Source organism: Pseudomonas sp. IT-93MI4 (genome assembly GCF_949767635.1).
Lineage (GTDB): Bacteria > Pseudomonadota > Gammaproteobacteria > Pseudomonadales > Pseudomonadaceae > Aquipseudomonas > Aquipseudomonas putida_A.
On record NZ_CATKPP010000055.1, the window covers coordinates 222,125 to 248,813 of the forward strand.

A 26,689-nucleotide genomic window follows, 5' to 3' on the forward strand; every position below is an offset into this window, starting at 1 on the left:
CCTGTCGATCACCATGACCCAACAGAAAACCCCTTGTAGGGAGGATTTGTGAAGGTCTGGATGAAGTGTTGAACCAGTGACGTGGGGTTCTGGCGATGGGCGAGGGCGACGGTGCTTTGGCAATCGGGATCGCTCAGCGGCAGAAATCGTACACCGCCGGGGGCGATGTCCTGCATTGATTCGGGCAGCAGGGCGATGCCGAATCCAGCTTGGATCAACTGCAACTGCGTAGTTTTGCGCGACATCACCCGCGCCGCTTTGGGAAAAAAGCCCTGACGCATACACAGGTCGGCACACAAATAGCTAAGCCCGCCACGCTGCGGATGCGGGATCGAGATAAACGGCTCGTCCTTCAGTTGCGCCAATTCGACAGCGGCTGAATCGGCCAGGCGATGATCGTTCGGCACCGCCAGCAGCAGGCGTTCGGTGAACAACGGCACAACCTGAATGCCGTCGCGCTGACGCAAAACGGGCAGGCGCAACAGGCCAATGTCGAGGCGTCCTTCCGCGAGTTCCTCAAGCTGCGCCTCGGAGGACAGCTTGCCGATGTCCAGCGACACGCCCTGTTGCTGATCGAGATAAGTGCTGATCCGACATAATAAATGCCCGCTGATCGACACGGTGCTGGAATGACTCAGGCGCAAAGTACCCAATTGTCCGTTACCGACCTCAGTGGTCATCGCGCTGGCTTTGCTCAGCTCATTGAGCAGGTTTCTGGCCCGGGGCAGAAACGCCTCACCCGCCGCCGTGAGCCGGGGCTGGCGTGCGGTGCGTTCGAACAGCGGGGTTTGCAGGCGGTTTTCCATGTCCTTGATCTGCCGGCTCAGCGCCGACTGCGCGATGAACAGGCGTTCAGCCGCCGCACTGAAGCTGCCACATTCGGCGATTTCCACGAAGTAGCGCAGTTGACGGGTTGAAAGCACCAGGTATGCCTTTTCGAGATGAGTGAGTGGCTTTGAACATATTAGTCGCAAGGCTTGGTGCTGGCTAAAGTCATCACAGGCTTATAAAGGAAGTAGACCGATGAGCGTGGCGGGGTTGTTGAGTGAATGGACATGGGGCGCGGGCGGCTGGGTAGTGATCGGCTCGGGAATCGCGCTGGCCTATATCGTGTTCGGGATTGCCGGGTTCGGTACGGCGCTGGTCGCGGGGCCGATTCTGATTCTGTTCATGCCGTTGTCGAAAATCGTGCCGCTACTGGTGCTGCTGGATTTCGTCGCGGCGTTCGGCAACCTGCTGCCCTCGCGCCGGGATGTGGCCAAGCCCGAGTTGTTGCGGCTGCTGCCATGCATGGCGGTGGGGTGCACTTTAGGGGTGATTTTCCTGCTCAACCTCAAATCCGACCTGTTGCTGCTGTTGATGGGGCTGTTCATCAGCACTTATGCGGTTTACAGCCTGTGGGTGAAAACCCGGCCGACGCAGTTGTCTGCCGCATGGGCGCTGCCGATGGGCACGGTAGGCGGCCTGTTTGGCGCGCTGTTTGGCAGTGGCGGCTTTCTATATGCGATCTATCTCAACAGCCGCCTGCCCAAGGGCGCGGCGCGGGCCACGCAAAGTGCACTGATCAGTTGCAGCACCGTGGTGCGTTTGAGTTTGTTTGCGATCGCCGGGGTGTATGCCGAGCTGCCCTTGTTGATGCTGGCGCTGTGTCTGTTGCCGGCCATGGCGCTGGGCCTGTGGATCGGGCGGCGTTTGACCATGAAGTTGTCGCGCGAGGCGTTTGTGCGATTGGTGACCTGGCTGGTGCTGGCGAGCGGGATTGCGTTGATCGGACGCTACATTATTAGTATGGCGTGAGCACTTGACCGGATTTCGTCAGGGATTAAGCTGCCGGCCGCAATTCCTTTGTAGGAGTGAGCCTGCTCGCGATAGCGGTGTATCAGTTGATCTTGATGTGTCTGACCCACCGCTATCGCGAGCAGGCTCACTCCTACAGGGGTAAATCTCGGTATTTGCAGCAGGCTTGCACCATGAATTCGCAAAGCATCATCGTCCCGAAAATCTCCACCCTGCCGGTCCACGAACCCCGGGCGCGGGCGATCGTGCGCTGGCTGGTGCGCAAGAACATCATCGAAGAACAGCTGACCACTTGCGGCCGCACCGGCAATCGCATGGCCCATGCGATTGCCGACGGCGCGCGTGCGGTGGTGCTGCACCCCGAGGCGCTGCCCTTCGGTGAGCCGATCAACGGCCTGGAGATCATCGTCAAGCGCTGCATCTACACGCCGGCCAAGGGCTTTCTCGAAGAAGCCGGGTGCGCCGAGTGCCGCCGCGAAGTTGGCGAAGCGCTGTTCGAAAGCCTGGAAGACTGGTTTCCAGGCCGCACCGACAACTTCACCTGCCCGGAATGCGGGCATGAAGACGACATCAACGGCTTTCTGTTCTTGCAGGAATGTGCGTTTTCCAACCTCGGCTTCATCTTCAACAACTGGCTGGAAGCCGGGTTCAAGCAGAGCTTTATCGATGAGTTCGCCGATTGGCTCGATCAACCTGTCTCTTGGGTCAAGGTGGAGCTGTAGCGGCGGGGGTCTCCGTATATCAGCAACATTGATATTAAGCTGAGTTTTACATTGAACAGCAGGGGGTGTCTGACTATAATGGCGCGCTTCCATTTTCCCGCTCGGGAGCCCCCGCGATGCTGCGTATCAGCCAAGAAGCTCTGACATTCGACGACATTCTCCTAGTGCCTGGTTATTCCGAGGTGCTTCCTAACGAAGTCAGTCTCAAGACCCGCCTTACCCGTGGCATCGAGCTGAATATTCCTCTGGTTTCTGCCGCCATGGACACCGTTACTGAAGCCCGTCTGGCAATCGCCATGGCTCAGGAAGGTGGTATCGGTATCATCCACAAGAACATGACCATCGAGCAGCAAGCTGCCGAAGTGCGTAAGGTCAAGAAGTTCGAAGCCGGCGTCGTGAAAGATCCGATCACCATCGAGGCTGATGCCACGGTGCGTGACCTGTTCGAACTGACCCGCATGCATAACATTTCCGGCGTTCCGGTGCTGCACGATGGCGACCTGGTCGGCATCGTCACCTCCCGTGACGTCCGCTTCGAAACCCGTCTGGAAGCCACCGTACGTGAAGTGATGACGCCTAAAGAGCGTCTGGTCACCGTGCGTGAAGGCGCCGACAAGAACGAAGTTCGCGAGCTGCTGCACAAGCACCGCCTGGAAAAAGTCCTGATCGTCGACGACAAGTTTGCCCTCAAAGGCATGATGACCGTCAAAGACATCGAAAAAGCCAAAGCCTACCCGCTGGCCAGCAAGGACGATCAAGGTCGTCTGCGCGTTGGCGCTGCCGTCGGTACCGGTAAAGACACCGGTGACCGCGTTGCCGCGCTGGTCAACGCCGGTGTGGACGTGGTGGTGGTCGACACCGCACACGGTCACTCCAAGGGCGTGATCGACCGCGTTCGCTGGGTCAAAGAGAATTTCCCTGAAGTGCAGGTGATCGGCGGCAACATCGCCACCGGCGCAGCCGCCAAGGCCCTGGCCGAAGCGGGTGCCGATGCGGTCAAGGTCGGTATCGGCCCTGGCTCGATCTGCACCACCCGTATCGTCGCCGGTGTCGGCGTGCCGCAAATCAGTGCCATCGCCAACGTCGCCGCTGCCCTTGAAGGCACTGGCGTACCGTTGATCGCCGACGGCGGCATCCGTTTCTCCGGTGACCTGTCCAAGGCCATCGTGGCCGGTGCGTCCTGCGTGATGATGGGTTCGATGTTCGCCGGTACTGAAGAAGCCCCGGGCGAGATCGAACTGTTCCAGGGCCGTTCGTACAAGGCTTATCGCGGCATGGGTTCGCTGGGCGCCATGTCTCAGGCGCAAGGTTCTTCCGACCGTTACTTCCAGGACTCCTCGGCAGGCGCCGAGAAGCTCGTTCCGGAAGGGATCGAAGGCCGTGTGCCGTACAAAGGCACCCTGACGGCGATCATCCACCAGTTGATGGGCGGTCTGCGTTCCTCGATGGGTTACACCGGCAGCGCCAACATCGAAGAAATGCGCACCAAGCCTGAGTTCGTGCGGATCACCGGTGCCGGTATGGCCGAATCCCACGTTCACGACGTGCAGATCACCAAAGAAGCGCCAAACTACCGCGTAGGTTGATGCTTCAAGCAAATCGTTAAGCAACCGGGGCTGTTTTATTCAGCCCCGAGTTGTTTCTGAATCACGACTGTTTCTGAATTACTTAGACGAGACTGAATCATGGCCCTCGACATTCACGCTCACCGCATCCTGATCCTCGACTTCGGTTCGCAATACACCCAACTGATTGCCCGCCGCGTGCGCGAGATCGGTGTGTATTGCGAGCTGCACCCGTTCGACATGGACGAAGAGGCGATCCGCGAATTCGCACCGAAAGGCGTCATCCTCGCCGGCGGCCCCGAGTCCGTGCACGAAGCCAACAGCCCGCGCTGCCCACAGGCAGTCTTCGATCTGGGCGTGCCGGTCTTCGGTATCTGCTACGGCATGCAGACCATGGCCGAGCAACTGGGCGGCAAGGTTGAAGGTTCCGAGCTGCGTGAGTTCGGTTACGCTCGCGTTGACGTAGTCGGCAAGAGCCGCCTGCTCGACGGCATCGAGGACCACATCGACGCCGACGGCCTGTTCGGTCTCGACGTGTGGATGAGCCACGGTGACAAGGTCACCAAGATGCCGGAAGACTTCCACATCCTGGCCAGCACCCCAAGCTGCCCGATCGCCGGCATGTTCAACGACGAGCGCGCTTACTACGGCGTGCAGTTCCACCCGGAAGTGACCCACACCAAGCAGGGCGGTCGCATCCTCTCGCGCTTCGTGCTCGACATCTGCGGCTGTGAAGCCCTGTGGACTCCGTCGAAGATCGCTGAAGACGCCATCGCCAACATCCGCGCACAGGTCGGCACCGACAACGTGCTGCTGGGTCTGTCCGGCGGCGTTGACTCCTCGGTGGTTGCGGCGCTGCTGCACAAAGCCATCGGCGATCAACTGACCTGCGTCTTCGTCGACAACGGCCTGCTGCGTCTGCACGAAGGCGAGCAAGTGATGGCCATGTTCGCCGAGAACATGGGCGTCAAGGTGATCCGCGCCAACGCGGAAGACCAGTTCCTGAACAACCTGGCCGGCGAAGCCGATCCAGAGAAGAAGCGCAAGATCATCGGCCGTACCTTCATCGACGTGTTCGATGCCGAATCCTGCAAGCTGGACAACATCAAGTACCTGGCACAGGGCACCATCTACCCGGACGTGATCGAGTCGGCTGGCGCGAAAAGCGGCAAGGCGCACGTGATCAAGTCGCACCACAACGTGGGCGGCCTGCCGGAAGAGATGAACCTGAAACTGGTCGAGCCACTGCGCGAACTGTTCAAGGACGAAGTCCGTCGTCTGGGTCTGGAACTGGGCCTGCCGTACGACATGGTCTACCGTCACCCGTTCCCGGGCCCGGGTCTGGGCGTGCGCATCCTCGGTGAAGTGAAGAAGGAATACGCCGACCTGCTGCGTCGCGCCGACCATATCTTCATCGAAGAACTGCGCAAAGCCGACTGGTACCACAAAGTCAGCCAGGCCTTCGTGGTGTTCCAGCCAGTGAAATCGGTTGGCGTGGTCGGCGACGGCCGTCGTTACGCCTGGGTCGTGGCCCTGCGTGCCGTGGAAACCATCGACTTCATGACCGCACGTTGGGCACACCTGCCTTACGAACTGCTGGAAACCGTCTCCGGCCGCATCATCAATGAAATCGAAGGCATTTCGCGCGTCACTTACGACGTGTCGAGCAAGCCGCCGGCGACCATTGAGTGGGAATAATGCCGAGCAAGCCGTAAAGGCTTGATCGCTGTAACCGAAAAGCCGTGTGAAATCCGTTTCACACGGCTTTTCTGTTTTTGCGTTACAGCGGTTTTGACCAGCCACCCAGTTGCATGCCCATGTCATCCAGAGCTTGCAGCAGCGCTTTCATGCTCGGGTAGCGTTTACCGCTCACCGAAGGCCAGCCGGGGCGTTCAATGTAGAAGCGTTTGCCGTCGGTTTCGATGACGGTCCGCACCAGTTCTCGCGAACGACTGCGGTGCACGATGAACGTCAGATTGGGTTGTTGCTTCAGGGAGTACATGCCATGGCGAGGTAACAAGGTTTCGAATTCGGTCATGGTGTGCGCGGTCCAGGGTGTTTCGATTTGCAGGCGCAAGTCGCCTCTGACCAGCGCGGAACGATCGTGCGCCGTACCGCCCAAGGGCAGGATTCTTCCGGGATCGACTTCAATGCCCCGTGAAGTCCCTTCGGCGACATCCTCGACGCGAATGCCGATCGCCTCTTCCAGTTCGCTGACGCCGGCAACCCCATCAAAAGTGTTGGAGTGAGAGTTGCCCATCAGCGCCACCCATTTGTGTGCGCCGCGTGCGGACTGATCGGCACGGATCATCAGACGCGCGAAGTAATTCATCATTTTCTGCCGCGCGGTGTTGTTGCCCAATGGCAAGTCCATGCCGTTGAGTCGGTAACTCGCCATGCAATCGATGGCTTGTACATGGATCCCCTGCTTTCTGGCTTCCTTGACCAGTTCCAGGAACGTGTAGCGCTCCAGCGGATCGGTCATGTTGCCGACGTCGAGTGCCTTGAGATAGGCCTCGAGTTTTTGCGGCATGTTGCCGGTGCGGAAGAACTCATCCAGCGCGGCTTGATGGAAGTCGGTCAGCAGGTGCTCCATGTACAGGCTCTTCACCTTTTTGCTGGCGAGCAATGGCATGTTCTCGATCAGCCATTGCTTGCTGCCGATGGCCGTGTGGCTCTCGCCGAGCACCAGGCCCCGGGCATGTTCGAGGATTTTTTCGATGATCTCCTCAGCAGTCGCGTCCGCCGCCAGGGCGGGCACCGGAGGACGATCGGGCAGGCGCAGCGTGCTGAAAAAATCCAGTGCATCGTGATACAGGCGTTTGCGGATGACCTTGAAGTCGCGGTAGGCATCGAACTCGTTCAGGCTGTCGTAGAAGTCACGCAAGGCCTCGTCATTCAGCCCGGCCGCGCCTTCCTCCAGATGCGCCTTGAGCGGTGCGGGTACGTCGTATTGCGAGGCGGGCAGGGCGGTCAGCGGGCTGCGGCTGCTTGATCCGGCCAGTGCCGAAGGTTTGCCACCGCCGGCGAGTCCTGCGCGAGGCATGGCTTCCCATTCACCCTCAGGGTTCAGGCGTACCGGGATCGAGCGAGTAAAGCCGTGGGGGTGCTCGGGATCGATGACCGCCCAGTGTCCGCTGCCGTTGATGTCGGCTTCGTAGCGTACGTAATAAGCGGTGTCGTCCATCAGGATGGCGGTTGAGGGGTTCGAATCGAGTAGATAAATGCCCTGGAATTTTCCGGGCTCGCTCACCGGCGTAATGCCGTCGAGCAACTCATTGGCTTGCCAGCTCGGCGGAATGACCGGTCGCGGGGTGTCTTCAATCAGGGGCGTGGCAATCGACGGCTGAGGCCCACCCATCGGCGTCCCGACTTTATCAGTCAGGTCGGCCATCTCCGCTGCCTCGGCGGCATCCACTTCGGGGCCGACCTCGGTCAGCGAACCCGGGCCTTTGAGTACCAGCAGGTTGAACAGCATGTCGATGCCGCTGAGCACCGCACCGACAATCCCGGCCTTGCGCTCGGCGGCGGTTTTGCCATTGACTGCCTGATCGATGTTCAGCCCCATGTTGGCAATGCTGGCGCCGATCACTGGCAATGCGATTGGCCAGCCGACCACGGCCATTGGCCCGAACACCTTGACCCCGGCGCTGAGGTAGCCGATCCACAGCTTCTTGCGCAGGTCACCGTTGGAGGTCAGGGACAGGCTGGCTTCTGCAAACATCGCCGTGCGGGTCGAGTCACTCAGCCAAGTAAAGGCGTCGCCACTGACCGCGCGGTTGTCCTGATTGATCAGCGAATGGTCGTAGCGGCCCCATGTAGCCACCAGGCGATTCATCAGGTCACCAAGATTGGCGTTGATCTGCTGCCGGTCGGCCAGCGAGAAATGCGCAAGGAATGTCTCGCGCGCCGCAGGTGTGTTCATCCGCTGCAGGATCCAGAAGTGCAGGTCGGTGGCGCTTTCCAGTACATGGAAGGCATCGCTGTTGCCGGGCAGGTAGAGGATCTGCCTACCCTGGGGCATGACGAAACGCAGGACGTTGGTAGCGGCGTAACCGGCAATGTCCAGCGTGCGCACACTGTCCGGGCAAGGGTGGCTGGTCTGCAGCATTGGCAGGCTGACTGGCCACGTCAGCGGGCCGATCGCCGCTTGCGTGACGAACTGGAAATCCTCGCCACTCAGCTGACGTTTGTCCCGCGCCTGCAGCGCTTTGATCAGGAAGTTGCACTTGGCCAGGGTACGAAAGTCGCTGCCGCTGGTATTCCAGAAAGCGTTCAGTTGAGCGTCGTACAGTGCGCTGAAGTCGATGCTCCAGAAGTCCTTGAGCACATCGTTGCCGTGCAGGCGCACTTCATTGCGTTCATCGAAGGTGCGGGCATCGGGACCGGCAGTATAGAAACCGCCATAGACGTCGAGCAGGTCGGCGTTGTCCTGATCGGTGACGCGGAAGCGGTGAATCACCAACTGGGTCAGGGTCATGCTTGAAGTGGGCGTGGCGTGCACATGCTCCCAGCCGGTGAAGGCTTTCGAACTGCTTTGCGAGGCGTCGAAGCGGTGGAAATACACTTGATCCGGATCCAGACCGTGGATCTGGTATTTGATCAACAAGTCGCTGGCGACCTGTCGAGCAGCGTCCTGCAGGCTCGGGCAGGTCTGGATGACGGTGGCGGCAATCGCCTTGAGCGCGGCCTTGTCGGCGGCGTTGGGCATCGGGTTGGGCATGTGTTTGGGCTCTCTTTCCTTGAGAAACGGGTGGCACAGGATGGCCCGGCTGTTCGATGCATGTGCACTACATAGTTATGTCACTTGATCGATCGAAATCGTGTACGCGCGAGGCGCAACTGCGTCCATCCGCCGCGCTGCCCTTACTGTTTCGCAATTGCAGGTGTATCGTATTTGCCTTTTGCGGGCCCGGTGCCCGGTGCCCGACGCAGATACGTGAGGTAGTTGAGTTCATGTCCTTTACCCGTCGCCAAATCCTCGGTGGCCTGGCCGGTCTTGTTGTCGTTGGTGTCGGAGCGGGAGGTGCGTCGCGTTACTGGCTGGGCAAGATGGCCGACGCTGACGCGGGCCACGACTACGAGCTGATCGCGGCGCCACTGGATGTTGAGCTGGTGCCTGGGCACAAGACCGAGGCCTGGGCGTTCGGCCCATCGGCGCCGGGCACCGAACTGCGTGTGCGTCAGGGCGAGTGGTTGCGGGTGCGTTTCATCAACCATCTGCCGGTGGCGACCACCATTCACTGGCACGGCATCCGTCTGCCGCTGGAGATGGACGGTGTGCCGTACGTCTCGCAATTGCCGGTGCTGCCCGGTGAATACTTCGATTACAAATTCCGCGTGCCGGACGCCGGCAGCTACTGGTATCACCCGCACGTCAGCAGCAGCGAGGAGCTGGGCCGCGGGCTGGTCGGGCCGTTGATTGTCGAAGAGCGCGAGCCGACCGGTTTCAAGTACGAAAAGACCCTGAGTCTGAAGAACTGGCACATTGACGAGCAAGGCAATTTCGTCGAGTTCAGCATCCCCCGTGAAGCGGCGCGTGGCGGTACGGCGGGGCGCTTGTCGACCATCAACGGCGTACCAATGCCGGTGATCGAGTTGCCGGCGGGGCAGATCACCCGCGTGCGTTTGCTCAATCTCGACAACACCCTGACGTATCGCATCAACATCCCCGGCGTTGAAGCGCAGATCTATGCGCTGGACGGCAACCCGATCGAGCCGCGGCCGCTGGGCAAGGAATACTGGCTCGGCCCGGGCATGCGTATTTGTCTGGCGATCAAGGCGCCACCGGCCGGTGAAGAGTTGTCGCTGCGCAACGGCCCGGTGCGACTGGGAACCTTGCGCTCGGTGGCCAATAACGATGCGCCGACCACGTGGCCGAAAGCCTTGCCCGCCAACCCGGTGGCCGAGCCGGATCTGGCGAATGCCGAAAAACTCAACTTCAATTTCGAATGGGTCGGTTCGGTGTCGGTGAATGTCGACAACGGCAAGCCACCGAGCCTGTGGCAGATCAACGGCAAGGCCTGGGACATCACGGACAAGACCTGCGCCGATCGGCCGATTGCCAGCCTGAAGCTGGGCCAGAGCTATATCTTCGAACTGAAGAACATGACCCAGTATCAGCACCCGATCCACCTGCACGGCATGAGTTTCAAGGTGATTGCGTCGAACCGGCACAAGATCACGCCGTACTTCACCGACACCTATCTGCTGGGCAAGAACGAGCGTGCGCAAGTGGCGCTGGTGGCGGATAACCCGGGGGTATGGATGTTCCATTGCCACGTGATCGACCACATGGAAACCGGCCTGATGGCCGCCATCGAGGTGAAGTGATGCGCCAGATTCGCCCCGCCGCGATCATCGACCGCAGCCGTGACCGCGACTTCATGCGTGAAGCGCTGGAGCTTGCTGCCCAAGGCGCAGCCCTCGGCGAAGTGCCGGTGGGCGCGGTGCTGGTGCAGAGCGGCGAGATCATCGGGCGTGGCTACAACTGCCCGATCACCACCAGCGACCCGAGTGCCCACGCGGAAATGGTCGCGATCCGCGCTGCTGCCCAGGCCATCAACAACTATCGCCTGCCGGGCAGCACGCTGTACGTGACGCTGGAACCGTGCAGCATGTGCGCAGGGCTGATCGTGCATTCACGCATTGCGCGGGTGGTGTATGGCGCGCTGGAACCGAAGGCCGGGATCGTGCAGAGTCAGGGACAATTCTTTACCCAGGGCTTTTTGAATCACCGGGTGTTGTGTGAGGGTGGGGTGCTGGCGGAGGAGTGTGGGGCGGTGCTGACCGAATTCTTCCGGGCGCGGCGGGCAAAACCCGCAGGCTGAAGAACAACATCAAACCCTGTGGGAGCTGGCTTGCCAGCGATGGCGTCGGCACATCAAGCATTGATGTCGACTGATCCACCGTTATCGCTGGCAAGCCAGCTCCCACACTTTTTTGCAGTGTCTGGAAGGGATCGTTACTTCTTCGCGACAATCACCGCGCGCATCGGCGCCGGCAGCCCTTCGATGGTCTTGCTGTGATCCTCGGGATCAAGAAAGTCGCTCAACGATTGATACTTCATCCACTCGGTACCGCGTTGTTCTTCAACGGTGGTGGTGCTGATGTCCACGCATTTCACATCGGTGAAACCTGCCCGACGCAGCCACAACTCCAGCGCCGGTACCGATGGCAGGAACCACACGTTGCGCATCTGCGCGTAGCGATCTTCCGGCACCAGCACTTGATGCTTGTCGCCTTCCACCACCAGCGTTTCCAGCACCAGTTCGCCGCCCTTGACCAGGCAATCCTTCAGCGCCAGCAAATGCTCGATCGGCGAACGTCGATGGTAGAACACACCCATCGAAAACACTGTGTCGAAGCCTTCAAGGTTCGGCGGCAAGTCTTCGAACGGGAACGGCAGGTGCCAGGCATTCGGCTCGGACAGATAACGCTGCACGGCCTGGAACTGGCAGAAGAACAGCCAGTTCGGATCGACGCCGATCACGCTGTCGGCACCGGCGCCGAGCATGCGCCACATGTAATAGCCGTTGCCGCAACCGACGTCGAGGATGCGTTTGCCCTTCAGATCCAGATGCGGGGCGACCCGCGACCACTTCCAGTCCGAGCGCCATTCGGTGTCGACGTGCACGCCGAACAGGTCGAACGGCCCCTTGCGCCACGGCGACAGGCGCATCAGCGCGGTGCGCATCTGTGCGCGGGTTTCGTCGTCGCAGTCGGTGTCGAGTTTCAGGCCGTTGAGCAGATCGACTTCAGTCGGCTCAAGTTTCGGCAACGCGTCCAGCGCGCTCTGCCAGCGCTCCAGATCGCCGTGACCTTTCTCCATTTTCTTGTCGAGTTGCACTTGCAGGGTGTTGGCCCAGTCGGCCAGCGGGGTGCCGGCCAGGCGGCGGGCGAGGGGGGACAGATCAATCATGGCAAGGCAATCAACGAGGCAAAGTTAAGACACTGGAACCACGGCACGACTTTCGAGAACCCGGCGGCCAGCAGGCGTTCGCGGTGTTCTTCGAGGCTGTCGGGCTTCATGACGTTTTCGATGGCGCTGCGCTTCTGGGCAATTTCCAGTTCGCTGTAGCCGTTGGCGCGTTTGAACGCGACGTGCAGATCGGTGAGCAGCGCGTGCTCTTGCGCATCGTTGAAGCGCAGTTTCTCCGACAGAATCAGCGCGCCGCCGGGCAGCAGCGACTGGCGAATACGCGAGAGCAACGCGGTGCGCTGCTCGGGGGCGATGAATTGCAGGGTGAAGTTCAGCGCCACCACCGAGGCTGGTTTGAATTCGAGCGCGAGGATGTCGCCTTCGATCACTTCGACCGGCAGCAATTCCTGGAACATCGAATCCTGACCGTTGAGGTATTCGCGGCAACGCTCGACCATCGCTGCCGAGTTATCCACCGCGATCACCCGGCAACCGTCGGTGCGCACGTGACGGCGCAGCGCTTGAGTGACGGCGCCGAGCGAGGCACCCAAGTCGTAGAGCACGCTGTTCGGCTGGGCGAATTGCGCCGCCAGCACGCCGAGGTTTTCGACAATGGTCGGGTAACCCGGCACCGAGCGCTTGATCATGTCCGGGAACACCCGCACCACGTCCTCGTTGAAGGCGAAGTCAGGCACCTGGGCCATCGGCTGGGCGAAAATGCGATCGGGTTCTTTGCTCACGGCGGTTCCGGCGGTGTTGATGAAAAGGCCGGCATTTTAGCCAAAGTGGCGTCGGGATGCTTGGGTTGTCCGACGTGGCGAGGGGATTTATCCCCGATGGGCTGCGAAGCAGCCCCAAGATCTGTGCCTGCGGTCTGTCTGACATACCTGATTGACCGGTTTCAGGGCCGCTGCGCAGCCCATCGGGGATAAATCCCCTCACTACAAAGTTAGCGGTGTTTCACGGAAAACGCCGAAGCGGCAATCCCCCACTGCCCCAGCCAGTAACTGAGGATGATCACGTACGGCGCAGCATGAAACGGCGCCACAAAGCGATCAATGCCAATCACACTGTCGGAGAACACGAACGCCAGCGCACCCGCCGCCGCCAGCAACGCCGAGCGCTTGGGCACATCGGTGCCGAGGCGGGCGAGGGCGCGCCAGAGCATGGCGCTGATCGCGGTGCCATAGACGAGCACTGGCACTAGCAACGGCCCGAGGCCACTGGAAATCAAAATCCCCAGCAGCACCGCGCCGACGCCGAGCGCGAGCACCAGCGGCAAAAGCGCCAGCCGTTTGCAGTCGCTGAGGTAAGCCTTGAGATACGCCAGATGCGCCACCAGAAACGCACCCAGACCAAACACAAACAAATCCCCCGGCCACGCCAGCAACACGTCACCGAGCACAGAGAAAATCAGCCCCAAACTGATCCAGCGCCGATAGTCGCTGGGTGGCGCATCGTGCAGCCAGCCGAGCAGCGCCAGCACCGGTAACGGTTTGACCAACAGGCAGAGCAATGCCGCATGCGTGCTCACACCGTAGAGAAACGTCACCGCGCCCATCAGCGCCAGAATCAGCCAGCCCACGATCAGTTCACCGAAATGGCGCAGTCGAAGGTTTCTGCCGGCTCGACTTCCGGTTCCCAGGGCTGCTGCGAGGTCAGGCGCAGGCGGCCGTTGCCGGTGGCAAAGGCCTGGAAGCGCCAGGTGGAAAAACCGCCCGCGCCGACCATGCCGGAATCTTTCGGACTGCTGTAAACCTCAGGGCTGAGTGCATGTAGCACGCCGCCGGCGGAATCCTGAATTGCCCAGCGATAGCCCGTGGTCGGGTTGCTCGGCAGCATCACGATCAGGTTTTGTCCGCTGGTCAACTGCACGGGGCATTCGCTCTGGTTTTCCACGGTCACGTTCTGTTTTGGCTGCGTGGCGCAGGCGGCCAGCAAAGAGAGGGCGAGAGGGACAAACAGACGAGTGGCGGACATAGGCTCAGTGGCTCCGGCGTTGACGACGAACGGCGAGCATAACTGAAGATGAGACAAAGTGTGACGGTCAGGCGGTTCTGTGGTGTTGCCACAGACACCTTCGCGAGCAAGCCCGCTCCCATAGTAGTTGTGTGGTGACCACAAATGCTGTGTTCACTACAGAACCCTGTGGGAGCGGGCTTGCTCGCGAAGGCGGCGTGTCAGGCTCTGGATAACTGTCAGAACAACACTTTCGCCACATCCGCAAAGCGCTTGGCGAAGTGCACGGTAATGCCTTCCTTCAGATAATCCGGCAACGTAGCGTCGGCCGATGCAAAAATGCTGATTTTGATCAGCAGCAGATTATTGATGGATCATTGTAGATGAGCAGATAACATGAAAACTTTCGTTACTGCCCTCTTTTGTGAAACTTATATCCATAGCATAGGAGTAGCAATGGGTGGCAGGGTCAAGGTTGAGAAAAATAACGCCTTCTCCCGGAATGGTCCTAAAAAAATCGGCGTTAAAATTTCCGTCATATCCGACTCTGATATTTTCTGCAGGAAAGTTATGCCAGCCATTGTCCGGATACTTCTGGTCTTTTTTTGTCAGGAAAACCCTGACGTTTCTTGAAAAGTTCGGTTGGTCAGTACGGTGGTAGATTCCTTCCAGGGCTAGGGTTTCTTTATGAGTACTTATGATTAGTTTATCGGTCGAGAAGTTGACGTCCTCTGGAATGTAGGCTGTCAAAATACCGCGAGCAAACGCCCTTGCATCTTTTGAATTATTCATCTTGAAGCTCCTGTGTCTAACCTGGGGGGAGAAACAAGGTAGAGCTTATTCAAGATAGAAAACTTCGGGACTGTCAGAAATGTCAGTTTTTTATATCGCTTGGCAATTAAGAAGTGCTCGGCTATGCGAAGAAGTATTGGTCGTTATCGTTGTTTGATTGATAACGACCAATGTCTGAATCAGAACAGAACTTTCGCTACATCCGCAAAGCGCTTGGCAAAGTGCACCGTAATCCCTTCCTTCAGATAATCCGGCAACTCCTCGAAGTTGCCGCGGTTCGGCTCCGGCAGGATCAGTTCGAAAATCTTCTGCCTTCTCGCCGCAATCACCTTCTCGCGCACTCCGCCAATCGGCAGCACATGCCCGGTCAGCGTCAGTTCGCCGGTCATCGCCACGCCTTTTTTCGGCGGCTGATTGCGGGCGAGCGAGAGCAGGGCGCTGGCCATGGTCACGCCGGCGCTCGGGCCGTCTTTCGGTGTGGCACCTTCCGGTACGTGCAGGTGGACGAAGGCTTCGTCGAAGAATTTCGCATCGCCACCGAACTGTTTGAGGTGCGAGCTGACGTAGCTGTAGGCGATCTCCGCCGACTCTTTCATTACATCGCCCAGTTGTCCGGTGAGTTTGAACCCACGGTTAAGCGTGTGAATCCGCGTGGCTTCGATCGGCAGGGTCGCGCCGCCCATGCTGGTCCAGGCCAGACCGGTGATCACACCGGTGCCCGACAGCACTTGTTCATTGCGGAACACCGGATGGCCCAGCGAGGCTTCGAGGTCTTTCGGGCCAAGCTTGATCACCGCTTTCGGGTCGTCGATCAGCTTCATCACCGCCTTGCGCACCAGTTTGCCCATCTGTTTTTCCAGCTGGCGCACCCCGGCTTCGCGGGCGTAACCGTCGATCAAGGCCTTGAGCGCGCTGTCGCTGATGCTCAGGCTGCCCTTGGACACGCCGGCCTTTTCCAGCAGTTTCGGCCACAGGTGGCGCTTGGCGATGGCGACTTTTTCTTCGGTGATGTAGCCCGACAGGCGAATCACTTCCATGCGGTCCAGCAACGGCCCGGGAATCGAATCCAGGGTGTTGGCGGTGCACACGAACAGGACTTTCGACAGGTCCATGCGCAGGTCGAGATAGTGATCGAGGAATTCGACGTTCTGTTCCGGGTCGAGGGTTTCCAGCAGCGCCGACGCCGGGTCGCCCTGGTAGCTCTGGCCCATCTTGTCGATCTCGTCGAGCATGATCACCGGGTTCATCACTTCGACGTCTTTCAGCGCCTGCACCAGTTTGCCCGGCTGCGCACCGATGTAGGTGCGGCGGTGGCCCTTGATCTCGGCTTCGTCACGCATGCCGCCGAGGCTGAAGCGGTAGAACGGTCGGCCGAGGGATTCGGCGATGGATTTGCCGACGCTGGTTTTACCCACGCCCGGCGGGCCGACCAGCAGCACGATCGAGCCGCTGATCTCGCCTTTGTAGGCACCGACCGCAAGGAATTCGAGGATGCGGTCCTTGATGTCGTCGAGGCCGGCGTGGTGTTTGTCGAGTACCTTGCGCGCGTACTTGAGATCGAGTTTGTCCTCGCCGTACACGCCCCACGGCACCGAGGTCGCCCAGTCGAGGTAGTTGCGGGTGACCGCGTACTCTGGCGAGCCGGTCTCGAGGATCGACAGTTTGTTCATTTCCTCTTCGATGCGTTTCTGCGCCTGTGGCGAGAGGACTTTGCCTTCCAGGCGTTGTTCGAACTGTTCAAGGTCGGCGCTGCGGTCGTCCTTGGTCAGGCCGAGTTCCTGCTGGATCACCTTGAGTTGTTCCTTGAGGAAGAACTCGCGCTGATGCTCGCCGATCTTGCGGTTCACTTCTGCGGAGATCTCTTTCTGCAGGCGCGCGACTTCGACTTCCTTGCGCAGCATCGGCAGGACTTTTTCCATGCGCTTGAGCATTGGAACGCAGTCGAGCACTTCTTGCAGTTCATTACCTGTCGCCGAAGTGAGGGCGGCGGCGAAGTCGGTCAGCGGCGACGGATCGTTGGGGCTGAAGCGGTTGAGGTAGTTCTTCAGCTCTTCGCTGTACAGCGGATTGAGCGGCAGCAGTTCCTTGATCGCGTTGATCAGCGCCATGCCGTAGGCCTTGACCTCGTCGGTCGGCTCGGTCGGCTGGTGCGGGTATTCGACTTCCACCAGGTACGGCGGGCGGTGGTGTTTGAGCCAGGTCTTGATGCGCACGCGGCTCAGGCCTTGGGCGACGAACTGCAATTTGCCGTTTTCGCGACTGGCGTGGTGCACCTTCACCAGCGTGCCGTATTCGGGAAGGGCGCCGGTGTTGAAGTGGCGCGGGTCTTCCTGGGGCGTGTCCATGAAGAACAGGGCCAGGGAGTGGTGGTCGGATTTGCTCACCAGATCGAGGGTTTCGGCCCAGGGTTCTTCGTTGACGATGACCGGCAGCACTTGGGCCGGGAAGAACGGGCGGTTGTGGATCGGGATGACGTAGACCTTGTCCGGCAGGTTCTGGCCGGGCAGGGCCAGGCCTTTGCCGGATGAGGTGTGTTCGATGTGTTCTGCTTCGGTGTAGTCGTCTGGGTTGTCCGGGAATTCTTGCTGGTCGCTCATGGGGCACCTGCGCAATGGGGTATGGGTCTTAGATGGGGCAGGCTTTGGGTGGTTTCAATGGGGGGCGGTGTTTCTGCTTGTGCGTTCAGGGTTTTGACAGGCGTCACGCTTTGGACTTGGCGGCCTTTGGGCCGACCATGTTCTTGGGGTTTTGGGGGTATATCCGTTTTTTTGGGTGTGGCGGCTGGCGGTTTCGCCCTTACGGCGAGTCACCTTTTCCAGACGCCGAAAAGGTAACCGAAAAGGCTTGCTCCTGCGTTCGGCCCGCTCGCTGGGGCTCGGGGTTCCTTCGCTGCGGGACTGATCCGTGGGGCAGCGCCTCCGGTTTGCTTCGCTGCACCTCCTCTCGCTGTGTTTGGCTGCGCCAAACTGTCGCTGCGCTCCCACCCCCGGATCAATCCCGGAACGAAGCCTTCCGACGTCGCCCGTGGATCAAGATCAAGAGCGGTACTCGAGCTTGCGCTCATTGTTTTGAGTGGGGCGGCTGCGCCGCATGGGGCATGCACAAATCAAAGCTGTGGGAGCTGGCTTGCCAGCGATGGCGGCCTGACAGCCGACCAATCTCTACCTGAATGCACCGGGTTCAAACTGTAGGAGTGAGCCTGCTCGCGATGGCGGCCTACGAGCCGACCCATCTCCACCTGACTCACCCAATTCCACTGTGGGAGCGGGCTTGCTCGCGAAAGCGGTGTGTCAGTCACCGCAAGTGTTGGATGTGCTGACGCTTTCGCGAGCAAGCTCGCTCCCACTATGGCTCAGCTGTGTGCCGCAGATTGGGTGATTTCCACATTATCCAGCACCCGATTCACCGCCAGTTCGGCGAGCATGATGATTTGCTGAATGGCCAGTATCGTCCGGCGCTGCGGGATGTCGATGTACGCGGCGATGTCGCTGGTCATGAGGCTGGCTTGGGCCAGTGATTCGCAGGCGTGAACCAGCAGGCTTTCGTTGTCCATGTCCGGGGCGACCTGGAACATGCTGCTGGGTTTGTGGAATCTCACCGCGGCGGCGGAGGGTTTCAGGTAGTGGTCGAGGGCGCGTTCGGCGGCGTCGTGGAGTTTTCTGGAATCGAGGGATTCGTAGGGCGAGGTTTCTGGGGGATTGGGTGTGGGTTTGATCATGGTGAATTCTCAGTTGGTGAAGTGGAGCTACCTTCAATTGCCGCGACGCAATCTGAGGTGGCAGCTGTACGCGGGTTCGCGGACCGATAACTGAGGAATCGGCATACCCCCAAAGAAGGTATCCCGCGCACAGCCGCCATGACACAACCAACAGGCATCCGAGGTGCTGTCAGGTTGGCGATTATGCATCAGTTATCAGGCCGCGACGCCCGGCCGCTGAATTTCCAGCGACCACCAGAGCCTATCCAGCCAACTTCCGAGGCACAACCGACGCATCCTGTCGGAAATCTCCCGCTCACAACGCGCTTCTGTAGGAGGAACACCTTCCTTTGTAGGAGTGAGCCTGCTCGCGATAGCGGTAAATCAGTCACCGAAAGTATTGACTGAAATACCGCTATCGCGAGCAGGCTCACTCCTACAGTGTTTGGGGTGAATTCAACATCGATGGGCACAAAAAAGGCGATGTCCCTCACGGAACATCGCCTTTCCTTTACCGCCGCTGAAACTTATTCCGGCAGTTTGTACGCAATCACATAGTCACCCATCTTGGTGCCCAGCGAGCCGTGACCGCCAACAACGAGCAGCACGTATTGCTTGCCGTCCTTGCCGGTGTAGGTCATCGGGGTCGCTTGGCCGCCGGCAGGCAGACGCGATTTCCACAGTTCTTTACCGGTGTTCACGTCGTAGGCGCGCAGGTACTGGTCGAGGGTGCCGCTGAGGAAGCCGACGCCGCCTGCAGTGACCATCGAACCGCCCATGCTTGGCACGCCCAGGGTGAAGCCGATCGGGATTGGCGAGCTGTCGCGGCTGGTGCCGTTCTTGCGTTTCCACACGACTTTACCGGTGGTCAGGTCGATACCGGCAACGTAGCCCCAGGCCGGGGCCTGGCACGGTACGCCCAGTGGCGACATGAACGGGTGCATGATCACCGCGTATGGCGCGCCGGTGTTTGGCTGCACGCCAGCGGTTTCGCTCTCGCGTTTGCTGCCGGCGGCGACTTTCTCGCGTGGCACCATTTTCGAGACGAAGGCCATGTAGTTCGGGCTGGTGAACAGCATCTGGCGAACCGGGTCGACCGAGACGCCGCCCCAGTTGAACACGCCGACGTTACCCGGGTAGATCAGGCTGCCCTGTTCCGACGGAGGCGTGTATTGGCCTTCGTAGCGCAGTTCCTTGAACTGGATGCGGCACAGCATCTGGTCGAACGGGCTGGCGCCCCACATGGCTTTTTCGGTCAGTTCCGGGGCCAGCAGGTTGAGGTCCGAACGGGCCTGGGTCGGTGCGGTGTGGTCGCCTTTCACGGCGCCTTGCGGAACCGGGATTTCCTTGATCGGGATGATCGGCGTGCCGTCACGACGGTCGAGGACGTACAGGCTGCCCTGTTTGGTCGGGGCGATCAGCGCCGGTTTCACGCCGTCGGCGGTTTTCATGTCGAGCAGGGTTGGCTGGCTGCCAACGTCCATGTCCCACAGGTCGTGGTGGGTGAACTGGTAGTTCCAGCGCACTTTACCGGTGGCCAGGTCGAGGGCGACGATGCCGGCGCTGAATTTCTCGGCGCCTGGAGTGCGGTCGGCGCCCCACTGGTCTGGAGTCTGGTTGCCCAGTGGCAGGTAAACCATGCCGAGTTTTTCGTCGACGCTGGCCAGCGACCACATGTTGGCCGAGTTGCGGCTGTAGGTTTCGCCCGGCGCCAATGGCTCGGTGGCGTCCGGCTTGTCGCTGTCCCAGTTCCACACCAGGTGACCGTCGCGCACGTCGAAGGCGCGGATTACGCCCGATGGCTCGTTGGTCGACTCGTTGTCGGTGACGTGACCGCCCATGATCACCAGATCACGGGTAATCGCCGCTGGCGAGGTGGAGTAGTAGCCACCGGCGGTGAACGGGCCGATGCCTTGGGTCAGGTCGACCACGCCGTTTTTGCCGAAGCCTTCGCAGATCTTGCCGGTGTCGGCGTTCAGGGCGATCAGGCGCGCATCGGCGGTTGGCAGGTACAGGCGACGCGGGCAAGCCTGAGCAACGGCTTTGCCAGCTTCGGAGATAACGGCCGAGGCAGCGTTCTCAGACTTGGCGTAAGCGGCTTCGTCGTAGTACGACACGCCACGGCAGGTCATGTGGGCGAAGCCCTTGAAGCCGACCGGGCTCTTGATCTGCGGGTCGAAGCGCCACAGTTCCTTGCCGGTGTCCGGATCCAGCGCCAGCACTTTGCTGTGCGCGGTGCAGGCATAGAGCATGCCGTTGGCTTTGAGCGGGGTGTTTTCGTTGGTCAGCTCGACCGGGTCATCTGCGGTTGGCAGGTCGCCGGTCTGGATGCGCCAGGCTTCTTGCAGCTTGCCGACGTTGGCCGGAGTGATCTGCTTCAGCGGCGAGTAGCGGTCACCGAATTCGGTGCGGCCATAGGCCTGCCAGTCGCCATCAGGCATTTGCGGCGCGGTGCTGGTCATGTCTGCGGTGTCGCGGCCCAGTTCGCCAAAGGTTTCGCCCGGGTGGGTGAACAGGCTGGCCAGGGCAGTGACGCCGGCCAGCACCACGGCTACGGTCAGGCCACCCGTGCCCATCGGCGCCGGGCCATTGAGCAGCAGCGGACGACGGAACCACGGCAGCAACATCACGATGCCGAGAACGAACCACAGGGCCAGACGCGGCACCAGTTGCCACCAGTCCAGACCGACTTCCCACAAGGCCCAGACCGTGCTGGCGAACAGCACGATGGCGTACAGACCCAGCGCTGCACGACGACGCAGCAGCAACAGAATGCCGCTCAGCGCAATGCCGATACCGGCCAGCAGGTAGTACAGCGAGCCGCCGAGCATGCTCAGCTTTACTCCCCCGGCCAGCATGGCCAGGCCCATCAGTAGAAGCAGAATGCCGAGCAGGCTCGGTAGCAGACGGCCCCGACTCGAAGCACTTTCGGTGCTCATAGTGTGATTCTCCGTGACGTTTATGTAGTCCCGCGCTGTAGTCACTTTAGATGACGATTGGGCACAGGTATGGTTCAGATAAAAACTTGTCTAGCTAACGAATTTCATGCGTTCCCCTGTGGGAGCTGGCTTGCCAGCGATGGCGGAGTGTCAGCCGACGATAATGTCGAATGTGAAATCGCATCGCTGGCAAGCCAGCTCCCACAGGTTTCTTCAGTGTTTTTTAGAACGAGGACTGGATCTTGATCCCCGCGATCAGTGCGTCATCGACCTGGTCCACACCGCCCGGATGGCGGATGTATTGCAGGTTCGGGCGCACGGTCAGCCAGTTGGCGACGTGCACGCCGTAATACAGTTCGGCGCTGTATTCGGTGTCCTGCGGCGGCAGGAAGGACGGGTCGTCATAGTCGTAGACGGCGCGCGCCTGATTGCTCGCTTCGGCGTTCTTGCGAAAGGCCGGGTTGACGTGGACGCGGGCCAGGGCGAAACCGATGTCGTCCTTGGCGCGGGCATCGAACGGGCCTTTGTAGACCACGCCGGCCTGCACGTAGTTGTCGATGGCGTTGGTTTTCTTGTCGTGCATCGTCGCGTTGGCAAACACGCTCAAGCCGCGCGAGTGATCGCTGGCGAGGCTGGTGACTTGCTGCTGCGCACCGAACCACACGCCGTGCTTGCTCGACGCGCTGCGATAGGCTTCACCGCTCAGCGCGGCAGGCTGGCCGTTCTGGTCTTTATAGACGTCAGAGGCCTTGGCACTGCTGTAGTAGTAACCGGCACGGTATTCGCCCGGCAGGCCATTGAGTTTCGGCGTCCACACCAGCTCCACCGGCAGCACGGCGCCCTGGGTACCGCTGCCGCTGAGTTTGAAGCCGTTGCCGCGATCGAGGTTCGACGGGTTTTGCTCATAGGCGCCGACCTGCGCGTACAGCTCTGGGGTCAGGTGATATTTGACTCGCAGCGCCCATTGGCTGACTGGCCAGTTGTACCAGATGCCGCCGACCCAGTTGCCGACCTGCGAGCCGCAGAACGCCAGGTTCTGGAAGTCGCACGGGAAGCTGTTGAAGTCTTCGCCTTCACCAAAGCGGCCGATCTTGATGTCGAGCTTCTGGTCGAAGAATTTCTGCTGGTACCACATCTGCGTCAGGCGCGTGGTCTGGCCACGGCCCCAGACTTCCTGGGCCGAGGTGAAGCCGCCAACGCGTGGGTCGTTGATGCGGTCATTGCTGATGTTGTTGCCGCTGCGCTTGGTGATGGTCAGCTGAAACTCGGCGTCGTCCCAGCCAAGGATTTTTTGCAGGTCCAGGTGCGTGCCCAGACCGAACTGGTCGCTGTAACGCGCGGTGCGATCGTGGTCGTAGCCGCCGTGCAGGTTACTGCCCATTTCGCCGGTGTAATCGAGTTTGAAGTCGTAGCCTTTTTCCGCCAGTTCGGTACGCGTGCCGTTCCAGTCACCGAGCATCCACGGTGAGTCGCTGTCGAAGGCGGGGGTCGCCTGGGCGTAGGTGGCGAAGCCGAGCGCGGTGCAGCCGCCGAGCAGGCGCAGGGCTGAGATAGCGCTGTCTCTGGAGAAGGAAAAATCAGGCATGGGTCAGTCTTTTTTTGGTGTTTTCCGGGGGTTAACCGAGCGCTTCAATTTGACGCAGGCAGTGAAGCGATTCAGCTGAAGGGCGGCAGGATAATGATCTGTAACAAAAAGACAAAGGGCTTTTGCAGACATGCAGCGTTTCTGATTCGGTAACAGTGCGGCAAACGGGCGCATTGTGGCGATGGCCGCAGGCTGCGATCTTCTGCGGTTGGCCTACATTTGATGCAAGGCCTTCCACCTGACCGGCCCCTCGGCTAAGGTGCGCGGCTTGTGCATTTTCACTCCGTCCAAAGGCCTGGCATGAACGACCACACTCCCGATCCGCTGCATGGCGTAACCCTCGAACAGATCCTCAATGCGCTGGTGGCGCATTACGAGTGGTCGGGGTTGGCCGAGCGCATCGATATCCGTTGCTTCAAGAGCGATCCGAGCATCAAGTCGAGCCTGACCTTCCTGCGCAAAACCCCGTGGGCGCGGGAAAAGGTCGAGCGCTTGTACGTGAAACTGATGCGCACCAAGCGACCGGTCTGAGATGGACGCCGGTTGTTGGCGCCGTCGCCTGATCACCCATGCCGCCGTATTGGGCTGGGCGGGGCTGGGCATTCAGCTTTATCTGATTTTCTCCGCGCGCTTGAGCGTCGATGCCAGCCTGTTGGGCGGGCTGGTGAGCTTTTTCAGTTACTTCACGATTCTGACCAACACGCTGGTGGCGACCGTGCTGACCTGTGCTGTGACCACGCGCGAATCCGCTGCGCAGCGCTGGTTTCTCCAGCCGTGGGTCAGCAGCGGGATTGCGGTCAGCATCGCGGTGGTCGGTCTGGCCTACAGCATTCTGCTGCGGCATTTGTGGCACCCCGAAGGCTGGCAGTTTGTCGCCGACGAATTACTCCACGACGTGATGCCGCTGATGTTTCTCGGCTATTGGTGGTACTGCGTGCCCAAAGGCACCCTGCGCCTGTGGCACCTGCCGCTGTGGCTGATTTACCCGTTGGTGTATTTCATTTACGCGTTGCTGCGCGGGCATCTGCTTGGCGCGTATGCGTATCCGTTCATCGATGTGGCGCTGCTGGGTTATGCACAGGTGTTCATCAATGCCGGGGGGATATTGGTGGGGTTTGTGCTGATTGGCTTGCTGGTGATCGGGATCGACCGCTGGCAGTCAGGACGAAGTTAAAAGGTCAATGTGGGAGCGGGCTTGCTCGCGAAGGCGTCAGGTCAGTCAACATCATGGTTGAATGATCGACCGCATTCGCGAGCAAGCCCGCTCCCACAAGGGTAAATCACTCTTCTGCGAAACCCTCGGCGCGCCAGTAGCCGACGGCTTTGACGAACTGCTCATTGAGTCCATGCTCATCCAGCAGCACCCGACGGATCTGCCGCGAGACCTTGGTCTCGGTCGCCACCCATGCATACAGATTGCCCTTGGGCACCTGCAGCTCTTTGACGGTGGTCAGCAGGTTGTCCTTGCCGCCTTCACGCAGGACCCAGATCACATTGACCTGCGCCTTACTTTCCAGCACTTGTTGCTCGGCACCGTTCTCCACTTCGATCACCACCAGCGCCTTGCGATTGGCCGCCAGACATTCGAGGCGGCGGGCGATGGCGGGGAGGGCGGTTTCGTCGCCGATCAGCAGATAGCTGTCGAAGATGTCCGGCACGATCATCGAACCGCGTGGCCCGCCGATGTGCAGGAATTGCCCAGGTCTGGCCTGTTCAGCCCAGGTCGAGGCAGGGCCGTCGCCGTGCAGGACGAAGTCGATGTCCAGCTCGAGTTTTTCCAGGTCGTAGCGGCGCGGGGTGTAGTCGCGCATTTCGGGCAGTGGGCCGTTGTCCTTGCCGGCGCCGAGCACCATGGTTTCCAGCGCCGCAGCCTGTTCGGCATTCTGCGGAAACAGCAGTTTGACGTGATCGTCGGTGCCCAGGCTGATGAACCCGGCCAGTTCCGGCCCGCCGAGGGTGATGCGGCGCATGCGCGGGGTCAGGTCGACCACGCGCAGGACTTCGAGTTTGCGGCGTTTGATTTCGTGCATCACGCGGTGAATGGTTTGCGTATCGACTGCAGTCATTCGGCTTTCTCCGGGGCAGATTGAACGGCGGGGCCGTCGACGATGGCTTTGGCGGTGTCGTTGAGCAGCGCGGCAACCCGCTGGATTTCTTCCGCGCTCCAGCGTCCGTGGTGCAGTTGCAAGGCGTGGCGCAGGTTGTGCACCGCCTCGTGGATTTCCGGCGGCCGGTCATGGCCGCGCAACGAGCGTTTGCTGACGTCGATGCGCATGCGCACGCCGTCCAGCGCTACTGCTTGCTCGCTTAGGGACAAACGACCGGCGTCGGTCACTCTGTAGCGTTTTTTGCCGGCCTCGGCGTCGCCGCTGATCAAGTCGCTTTCTTCAAGGAAGGTCAGGGTCGGGTAGATCACGCCGGGGCTGGGGCTATAGGCGCCGTCGAACATGCCTTCGATCTGGCGGATCAGGTCATAACCGTGGCACGGCTGCTCGGCGATCAGCGCCAGCAGCAACAATTTCAGATCACCGGGGGCGAAGACCCGTGGGCCGCGTCCACCGCGTTCGCGGCCGGGGCGTTTTTCGAAGCCGTCACGGCCGTCGCCGTGTTCGCGGTGATGATGGGGGGAATGATGGTCTCTCATTTTCCTGCTCTCTCGTCGTGTTTAGATACAACTTAAGATATATCTTTAGGCGTTGACAAGGGTTCCTGACCAACGGCGCACACCTGACCGATCGAATCTGCGGTCGAAAAAACCGGAAAATGATCAAGAAAACGCAGTATTAAATCCCCCGGCAAAGGCGCAGATTAGTGCAGATTCTCTAATATTCCGTTTCGCCCTTTGTTTCCGGGAAAGTGTGGTACATGTCTTACGGAAGTTGCTACCAAGTTGTGGCGCATGCAGTCATTCGGCTGGCGCGCTGTAGCCTGCTTCTTACAGTTGGACAGGAACTTTCCTGAATTTCGCGGTTTTTTCTTTCTCATCTAATAGCGTCCAGGCTACAAGGTCGCAGGACGTTGCCTGCTTACTTTGAAGATAAATTGGTTGAACATTCTTCGGCGTTGAAAGTTAACGGTGAGCACTGACTGCTCGTGACTGTTCAGTTCACCTTGACTGCTCAACGACTCAACTAATTTATATAAGACAGGTATTCAATGATGCTCAAGAAACTCGCCTTTGCCGCCCCTCTGACTGTCCTGGCCATGAGCGCCTCGATGGCGTTTGCCGCCACTGAAGCCAAGCACTCCATCAGTCTCGTGGCGCACGTGCCGGCTGACGACTTCTATGCGGTGCCGGTGGATGCCGATCTGGTCAACAAGGATCAGGACATGAGCTACAACCCGGCCACCAATTCGATGCGCGAAGTCAACGGGCACTTCGACGTGCTGCACACAGCCGGCAAGGTTCATGCACGTCTGGAAGGGGTGCCGAAGCTGATTGGCGGTAGCAACACTATCGACCTGAAAGTCGAACTCAACGGCAAGACGCTGACCACCACCTCACAGGAAGTAGTGGGCGATACCGAGTCCAATACGCGTTATCGCGCGCCCTTCAAGATCAGCGCTACCGGTGCCAAACCGGCCGCTGGCGACTACACCGGTGTGGTCATGCTGGTCGTCGAACCTTCGGTTTGAGTCATAACGGCAATACCTGACGTTACTTGTCCAGTAACGTAACCGGCCGGCAACTTTGAAGTTGCCCGGCCGGGCT

General features: G+C 60.1%; 22 protein-coding genes and 1 pseudogene. 9 read left to right on the plus strand and 14 right to left on the minus strand.

All coding sequences use genetic code 11. From position 1 onward, the window contains the following. Positions 1 to 8: 8 nt before the first annotated feature. The gene (locus ACM6I7_RS22035) at positions 9 to 923 is read right to left on the minus strand and encodes a LysR family transcriptional regulator (RefSeq protein WP_414889275.1); all 915 of its coding nucleotides are present in this window, start codon (positions 921 to 923) and stop codon (positions 9 to 11) included. Positions 924 to 1,023: 100 nt separating this feature from the next. On the opposite strand from ACM6I7_RS22035, the gene ACM6I7_RS22040 reads away from it, so the two are divergent. The 4 genes from ACM6I7_RS22040 (at position 1,024) to guaA (ending at position 5,782) form a co-directional block, all read left to right on the plus strand. After that, positions 1,024 to 1,797 carry a sulfite exporter TauE/SafE family protein gene (locus tag ACM6I7_RS22040; protein ID WP_414889276.1) on the plus strand — a complete coding sequence of 258 codons (774 nt, stop codon included), beginning with the start codon at positions 1,024 to 1,026 and terminating at the stop codon, positions 1,795 to 1,797. A 173-nt stretch (positions 1,798 to 1,970) separates the two neighbouring features. Beyond that, positions 1,971 to 2,519, plus strand: a complete 549-nt coding sequence (locus ACM6I7_RS22045; RefSeq protein WP_027612124.1) for a hypothetical protein — start codon at positions 1,971 to 1,973, stop codon at positions 2,517 to 2,519. Between the two features lie 116 nt (positions 2,520 to 2,635). Next, positions 2,636 to 4,105, plus strand: coding sequence for an IMP dehydrogenase (gene guaB, locus ACM6I7_RS22050; protein ID WP_027612123.1), 1,470 nt, complete (start codon positions 2,636 to 2,638; stop codon positions 4,103 to 4,105). A gap of 99 nt (positions 4,106 to 4,204) precedes the next feature. Then, complete coding sequence (gene guaA / locus ACM6I7_RS22055) at positions 4,205 to 5,782, plus strand: glutamine-hydrolyzing GMP synthase (RefSeq protein ID WP_027612122.1); 1,578 nt, start codon at positions 4,205 to 4,207, stop codon at positions 5,780 to 5,782. Positions 5,783 to 5,864: 82 nt separating this feature from the next. Here guaA and ACM6I7_RS22060 read toward each other — a convergent pair whose 3' ends face one another. Beyond that, positions 5,865 to 8,807: a membrane-targeted effector domain-containing toxin gene (locus ACM6I7_RS22060; RefSeq protein WP_414889277.1), complete on the minus strand. Its 2,943-nt coding sequence runs from the start codon at positions 8,805 to 8,807 to the stop codon at positions 5,865 to 5,867. Between the two features lie 233 nt (positions 8,808 to 9,040). Between ACM6I7_RS22060 and ACM6I7_RS22065 the strand changes: the two genes are divergently transcribed. Beyond that, positions 9,041 to 10,417, plus strand: coding sequence for a multicopper oxidase family protein (locus ACM6I7_RS22065; RefSeq protein WP_414889278.1), 1,377 nt, complete (start codon positions 9,041 to 9,043; stop codon positions 10,415 to 10,417). Continuing rightward, a complete protein-coding gene (gene tadA, locus ACM6I7_RS22070) occupies positions 10,417 to 10,914 on the plus strand; it encodes a tRNA adenosine(34) deaminase TadA (protein WP_414889279.1) in 498 nt (165 codons plus the stop codon). Before ACM6I7_RS22065 ends, tadA begins: the two co-directional genes overlap by 1 nt. A 134-nt stretch (positions 10,915 to 11,048) precedes the next feature. On the opposite strand, the gene cmoB is transcribed toward tadA, so the two are convergent. The 10 genes and pseudogenes from cmoB to ACM6I7_RS22120 form a co-directional block, all read right to left on the minus strand. Beyond that, on the minus strand, positions 11,049 to 12,005 hold the full coding sequence (gene cmoB / locus ACM6I7_RS22075; RefSeq protein WP_414889280.1) for a tRNA 5-methoxyuridine(34)/uridine 5-oxyacetic acid(34) synthase CmoB: 957 nt from the start codon (positions 12,003 to 12,005) through the stop codon (positions 11,049 to 11,051). Next, positions 12,002 to 12,709, minus strand: coding sequence for a carboxy-S-adenosyl-L-methionine synthase CmoA (gene cmoA / locus ACM6I7_RS22080; protein ID WP_208101786.1), 708 nt, complete (start codon positions 12,707 to 12,709; stop codon positions 12,002 to 12,004). Before cmoA ends, cmoB begins: the two co-directional genes overlap by 4 nt. A 245-nt stretch (positions 12,710 to 12,954) precedes the next feature. Beyond that, entirely contained in the window at positions 12,955 to 13,590 is a 636-nt protein-coding gene (locus tag ACM6I7_RS22085) for a lysoplasmalogenase (protein WP_178083270.1), read from the minus strand. Positions 13,591 to 13,592: 2 nt separating this feature from the next. Further along, a complete protein-coding gene (locus ACM6I7_RS22090) occupies positions 13,593 to 13,985 on the minus strand; it encodes a protease inhibitor I42 family protein (protein WP_027612115.1) in 393 nt (130 codons plus the stop codon). Between the two features lie 218 nt (positions 13,986 to 14,203). After that, positions 14,204 to 14,281, minus strand: a pseudogene (locus ACM6I7_RS22095) (hypothetical protein); the annotation flags it as partial. A gap of 46 nt (positions 14,282 to 14,327) precedes the next feature. Further along, complete coding sequence (locus tag ACM6I7_RS22100) at positions 14,328 to 14,756, minus strand: hypothetical protein (RefSeq protein ID WP_027612114.1); 429 nt, start codon at positions 14,754 to 14,756, stop codon at positions 14,328 to 14,330. 179 nt (positions 14,757 to 14,935) lie between these two features. After that, on the minus strand, positions 14,936 to 17,353 hold the full coding sequence (gene lon, locus ACM6I7_RS22105) for an endopeptidase La (protein ID WP_115988968.1): 2,418 nt from the start codon (positions 17,351 to 17,353) through the stop codon (positions 14,936 to 14,938). A 755-nt stretch (positions 17,354 to 18,108) separates the two neighbouring features. Next, complete coding sequence (locus ACM6I7_RS22110) at positions 18,109 to 18,474, minus strand: DUF6124 family protein (RefSeq protein WP_027612112.1); 366 nt, start codon at positions 18,472 to 18,474, stop codon at positions 18,109 to 18,111. A 506-nt stretch (positions 18,475 to 18,980) separates the two neighbouring features. Continuing rightward, the gene (locus ACM6I7_RS22115; RefSeq protein WP_336840485.1) at positions 18,981 to 21,392 is read right to left on the minus strand and encodes a glucose/quinate/shikimate family membrane-bound PQQ-dependent dehydrogenase; all 2,412 of its coding nucleotides are present in this window, start codon (positions 21,390 to 21,392) and stop codon (positions 18,981 to 18,983) included. 223 nt (positions 21,393 to 21,615) lie between these two features. Further along, a complete protein-coding gene (locus tag ACM6I7_RS22120; protein WP_414889281.1) occupies positions 21,616 to 22,977 on the minus strand; it encodes a carbohydrate porin in 1,362 nt (453 codons plus the stop codon). A gap of 300 nt (positions 22,978 to 23,277) precedes the next feature. Between ACM6I7_RS22120 and ACM6I7_RS22125 the strand changes: the two genes are divergently transcribed. Then, positions 23,278 to 23,508 (plus strand): VF530 family DNA-binding protein, encoded by a 231-nt coding sequence (locus tag ACM6I7_RS22125; RefSeq protein ID WP_027612109.1) that lies wholly within the window; start codon positions 23,278 to 23,280, stop codon positions 23,506 to 23,508. Between the two features lies 1 nt (position 23,509). Then, positions 23,510 to 24,151 carry a Pr6Pr family membrane protein gene (locus ACM6I7_RS22130; protein WP_414889283.1) on the plus strand — a complete coding sequence of 214 codons (642 nt, stop codon included), beginning with the start codon at positions 23,510 to 23,512 and terminating at the stop codon, positions 24,149 to 24,151. A gap of 106 nt (positions 24,152 to 24,257) precedes the next feature. Here the strand turns inward: ACM6I7_RS22130 and ACM6I7_RS22135 are convergent, their stop codons facing one another. Further along, entirely contained in the window at positions 24,258 to 25,043 is a 786-nt protein-coding gene (locus ACM6I7_RS22135) for a siderophore-interacting protein (protein WP_414889284.1), read from the minus strand. Then, positions 25,040 to 25,621 carry a PadR family transcriptional regulator gene (locus ACM6I7_RS22140; protein ID WP_414889285.1) on the minus strand — a complete coding sequence of 194 codons (582 nt, stop codon included), beginning with the start codon at positions 25,619 to 25,621 and terminating at the stop codon, positions 25,040 to 25,042. Before ACM6I7_RS22140 ends, ACM6I7_RS22135 begins: the two co-directional genes overlap by 4 nt. Positions 25,622 to 26,136: 515 nt before the next feature. On the opposite strand from ACM6I7_RS22140, the gene ACM6I7_RS22145 reads away from it, so the two are divergent. Continuing rightward, positions 26,137 to 26,613, plus strand: coding sequence for a CS1 type fimbrial major subunit (locus ACM6I7_RS22145; RefSeq protein ID WP_027612105.1), 477 nt, complete (start codon positions 26,137 to 26,139; stop codon positions 26,611 to 26,613). Positions 26,614 to 26,689 lie beyond the last annotated feature (76 nt).